The sequence below is a fragment of the Rhodococcus phenolicus genome (assembly GCF_001646785.1).
Lineage (GTDB): Bacteria > Actinomycetota > Actinomycetes > Mycobacteriales > Mycobacteriaceae > Rhodococcus > Rhodococcus phenolicus.
The window spans coordinates 1-4,644 of record NZ_LRRH01000184.1; the positions used below are offsets into that span (position 1 = coordinate 1).

General features: G+C 64.5%; 5 protein-coding genes. 4 read left to right on the forward strand and 1 reads right to left on the reverse strand.

The window, feature by feature from the left end; genetic code table 11:
- Positions 1-534: 534 nt before the first annotated feature.
- The gene (locus tag A8G15_RS28695; RefSeq protein ID WP_068166605.1) at positions 535-966 is read right to left on the reverse strand and encodes a helix-turn-helix domain-containing protein; all 432 of its coding nucleotides are present in this window, start codon (positions 964-966) and stop codon (positions 535-537) included.
- Positions 967-1,707: 741 nt separating this feature from the next.
- Between A8G15_RS28695 and A8G15_RS30280 the strand changes: the two genes are divergently transcribed.
- From A8G15_RS30280 to A8G15_RS30935, 4 genes are all read left to right on the forward strand, one after another.
- Positions 1,708-2,067, forward strand: a complete 360-nt coding sequence (locus tag A8G15_RS30280) for a hypothetical protein (protein ID WP_211270267.1) — start codon at positions 1,708-1,710, stop codon at positions 2,065-2,067.
- Complete coding sequence (locus A8G15_RS28700; RefSeq protein ID WP_068166601.1) at positions 2,064-2,570, forward strand: hypothetical protein; 507 nt, start codon at positions 2,064-2,066, stop codon at positions 2,568-2,570. Before A8G15_RS30280 ends, A8G15_RS28700 begins: the two co-directional genes overlap by 4 nt.
- On the forward strand, positions 2,567-2,863 hold the full coding sequence (locus A8G15_RS28705) for a hypothetical protein (RefSeq protein ID WP_068166602.1): 297 nt from the start codon (positions 2,567-2,569) through the stop codon (positions 2,861-2,863). The genes A8G15_RS28700 and A8G15_RS28705 overlap by 4 nt, the downstream gene beginning before the upstream one ends.
- A 352-nt stretch (positions 2,864-3,215) precedes the next feature.
- Positions 3,216-4,644 (forward strand): hypothetical protein (locus A8G15_RS30935; RefSeq protein ID WP_156665623.1); only part of this gene is annotated, 1,429 nt, incomplete at its 3' end.

A 4,644-nucleotide genomic window follows, 5' to 3' on the forward strand; every position in this document is an offset into this window, starting at 1 on the left:
GGAAATCCCGGGAGGGATCAATATGACTTCATCCCGCTGCTGAGTTGGCTATGAATCCCGCGGTGCACAGCCACTATTCACCCGTGGTTACCAGATCAGCAACAGGAGCAATCTACCGGCACCTCAGGCACCTTCGGCCCGTTCAACCGTTGCGGGTGTTGTTGCCACTGGCCTGAGCGGGTCCGAACTCTGCATGGGAGGGAGAGTGCGATGGCGCCCTTTGCCCTGGCTCGCTCGAACAACCCTGCCGAGCACGAGATACGGGGAGCTCTCCCACGCCGATACATCCAAACATCGAGCGTTACAGTGATTTGCGGCACACACTTTGCCTCGGCCGTCCCACCTGGGTAAGTTCTCTTGTGCTCGGGGGAGTGCCTCCTTCGTGCTCGCGCCGGTCGGTGAGTGATTCCCGCCTGGAAGCAGTAGGCCCACGAAAATCGTGAGGTCTGCTTCCAGCTACCCGGAATCGGAGACGACATGCAGACCGCGAGCACCGACGACGAAAGACGTACAAGACGTCCGCGGGCGAAAGACCTACGAAGGCTCGCCGAGCGGCCTGTTTCGAGCGCGTTCGTGCGCCGCTCGCAGTTCGTCCTCCGAAATCCCCAACGCTGCAGAGAGCCTTTCGCCGACGTTGTCGGAAAGCGAAATCACACCACGTTCCACGCAGCTCACGATCTGAGTGGTAACACCAGCTTTGGCACCGAGTTGCGGCTGCGTCAGACCCAGCAGCACACGCCAGTCACCCGGGTAGCGCTCGGCCTCGGGCACTTTCACCACGTCCGCGATCGTCACCCCAAGCACTTCGACAACCCGAGCGAGCAAATCGACCTGCGGGGAGGACTCGCCCATTTCCCAGCGGCGGACGGTCCCGGTACCCACCTTCGCGACCCGCGCGATCTCCGTCTGCGACAAGCCGGCGTTGAGGCGCGCCTGACGCAGAGCGTCGGGACTGAAGCCACGCATTACCCGTCGGCTCACCGTCCGAACCCTCCTCGTGAAGTCGTCATCGCTAGACACTGTGCAACTCCCTCGATACGATGCGCGCATATGGATTTGAATAGATCGTTTGTATAGATGGATAATATGGAAGGAGTGAAGTAGCCACTGAATGCGAACGGTCCCCCAGCTGTTAGCAGCAGCTGAGGGACCGTCCAATAGCAAGCCGACTGTTACAGCAGTCGAACAAGCCAGAGACACACGGGTTAGCAGCCCGTGGCCTCGATTGCAGATATGGAGCCTGCGATGCACAGGTTAGTTGGTGCTGGGCAGATACGCCTAGTAGCAGAGAGTCCCACGCGTCCTGACGGAGAGACTCACGACACAATTCTTGGCAGCAAGGATCCCCACTACGTCCTCGCTGAGCACCTGCCTGATCCGGAGGGCACCGCATGTTCGTCGTGCGGGTTCACCTACTCCACGGACCGGCCGCTGTGCCTGCCCGTCGTCGCGGCGTTGCGCACGCTTATTGGACGCGCCCACACGCGATCGTTCAGCGACTATTCGACGAACCAGCTCCGCGCGCTCGAGCGGGAACATTGCGGTACCGGACGGTGCCGACGATGCGGATTCGTCTACACCCCCGCCGTGCGCGTATGCCCCACTTCGCGCCGTATCGCCATCGAGCTCGAATCCCGCTTCAAAGCTCCGATGAGCGAGGTCCGCGCAGGTCAAGGTCTGTGTTCCGGCAAAGGACAGGTGTGGACGGTGAGCGGCAACAAATCCGCCCCGTGGCGGCAGGCCGTCGCTGCATGCGCCCAGTGCCCGCTGCTCACCTCATGCACTAAAGAGCTCGACCGGAGGCTGGCCAGCGGGGAGAAGATCCGCGATCAGATCCTCGCGGGGCGACTGTTCTCCGGTAAAGGCGACGAGATCGCTCCCGAGATGTTCGATGCCTACGCCGACCGGTGCGGAGCCAAGACCAAACGTCGAAAGCCCAAACCGAAACGCCGACCGACCCGACGTGCAGCGACGAACCGGACTGCGTCCCCTTCTACCCCCGTGCAGGAGGTTCCAGCGTCCCCCACCGGCGGACAACTCACGCTGTTCAAGGGAGCAGTGGCATGAAGCCCAGCCCGCACCTGAACCTGTTCGAAGCCATCGCCCAGGGCGTCATCGAGGCACCGGCCGGCGACGACCACCCCGATGCAGACCGCTGGCAGTGGTTCGCCGACCTCTACGCCAACCGCACCTGGGGGCTGGTCGCTGCCATCGACGGGTTCCCGCGCCTGGCGGCCGACCAGATCGCCGCCGCCTGCCGGGACACCGCCACCGACACCGCGACGATCGATCAATGGCACGCCGTCACTGACATCGCGCGCACAGCCCGCACCGCCGCCCACTCCCCCGGTCTCGACATCGCGTGGAGCGCCGTCGCCGACACCTGCACCGACGCGCTCGATCATCTCGCCGGCCACACCTTCGGCGGTCTCGAAGCCATCCTCGGAGTACTCGACGCCATCGGGCACGAGCACGAGCCCTCGATCACGATGTCCTTCGCGCGCGACGCGTACACCGCCTGGGAACACCGTGTGGCCCCACCCACCGCGATTCATCGGAACGTCGCGTGAGCTCGGTAGCCGTTGATCGTGACGGCCGCGCATGGGCAATCCTCGCCCTCGACAGCACGCTCAAAGCCCGACTCGTCCGCGGGACCGCTAATCCCGCGGTGCTGGACCTCGACGAGCTGGTCGAACGGTACGGACCGGTGACGCTGTCCCCCACACGCCCTACAGTCGGAGGATTCGTGGCGTTCGCCGACACGGTCGGGCTCGTTGCCTCCGACCCGGAGACAGCCTCAATCGAGCAGATCCGGCAGGTCGCCCTCTTTGCTCAGTCGCTCGTGCTGCCCCCGGGTTCATAACCCCGTCGGTGAGCTTCGCGCCCCGTATCTCTGCCCCTGCGCAGCTTTCCATCCCGAGCTCGCACACTCCAATACGGATTCACCCCAGGGCCGGGCACCAAGGAGACACATTGATAAGCCAGTAACCCGGACCGACCACTCCGACAACTCAACAGCGCAGTGCCTCAACGAAAAAGAGAAACCCACCCCCCGGAAAGGGGGTGGGTCTCAGGAGGACATCCACTGAAGGACCTCGAAGGATCCTTCACTGTTCGAGCGAGAACGTCTGCCAGGACGATCACGCTCTGGGTGAGTCTCCGAAGTTTGCCGCTTCGAAAACTCTTGAGTTACTGCTTCCCCGAAGGGACTTACCATGCCAGGTACGTCTCAGGGTAGCGCACACCCTGAAACACGCCCAACCACCTCAACTTCCATCCTCGGCGCGTCGACCAACATCGATGATTCCGACCTCCCACTTCCGCAGCCGTTCACCGACGCCGAATGGGACACGATCGTCGCTGCCGCCGTCGCGAACGTCGCCGCAATGGAAGCCGCCGAAACGCAGGACCATCCCGACGAGGACGCGGTCCGCGACCTGCTCGACGCCCAACCTTCCGGAACCGGCGCCGCACTCTCCCTACCTGTCCCTGCCGGCGCATACGCGCGTGTCCCGACCTGGCACAGCCGCCGCTACTGGCTGACCTTGTGCGAATGGATCGTCACCCACACCGAACGCGGACGCACCGCCCTCACACACCACGGCATCGCCGCCCAGACGTTCCTGCGGGTCTGCGCCGCGCACGCCCACTACGCCGAATCGGCCACCGGCCGCCACGTCTGCGCCTCCCTGGCTACTCTCGCCACCAAAGACAAGCTCTCGATGGACCAGCTCAAACGCGGTCGACGCGCACTCAGAACACTCGACCTCGGCGTCGAACTCGCCCGCGGCAAGAAACTCAACAGCGGCGAGCGCGAAGCCGCAGCCCGCCTGCACACACATGCCCACGGACAACCCCCATGCCGTCCGCAGATCGGCGCGGCCAGCGTATGGGCACTCTCCGCACCCGCATGGGCCGTCGAGACCATGCCCGCACCGCCGACACCACGCAAGCAGCCACGGCGAGGGCCGCGGCAACGAACGACACACTCCGCCCCCAAGAGCGGAACCTCTGCCACCCGGTCTATTTCGCCAACCCAACGCAGCTCACCGACTTCCGCACCCCAATCCCCTAGTGGTTCTTTATCGTTGTGTCTTTCCGCCAGGAAAGATCACCAAGCGCGCACACGCGCAGGCGAACAGAACTCGACACCGACCACGCCCCGACCCCTAGCCCTCCAACGAGCAGCCGCCCAACTCGTCGACCGCATCCCCGCGCTACGCACGATCCTCGGCATCGACGACGCAACCGGCAGGCGCCGAGGGCACATCGGATCGGTCTGCGACCTCCTGCTCGAGGCCGGAATCGACACCGACCGCTGGACAGGCATCGACATCGCCCACGCCCTGAACCACGACGGCACCGCTCGCGGGTGGACCTGGCCGACAGCCGAAGCGATGACCGCACCGCTGCGGCTGGTGGCATACCGACTGTCCCGGATCGACTGGTCCGGCCCCTCCCCCACAGAACAAAAGACCCACGACCGCATGCACGGTGGTGAAACCCCGGCATCTACAGCACACCGACTGATCAAGACCTACCGCCACGCCCTCGTCGCCATCTCGACCCCCCAGGCTCCACCGGCGTCCGGCGAACATCGGCGAGCAATGCGCGAACAGTTCGCGACGGGGTCAAGCCCCTGGT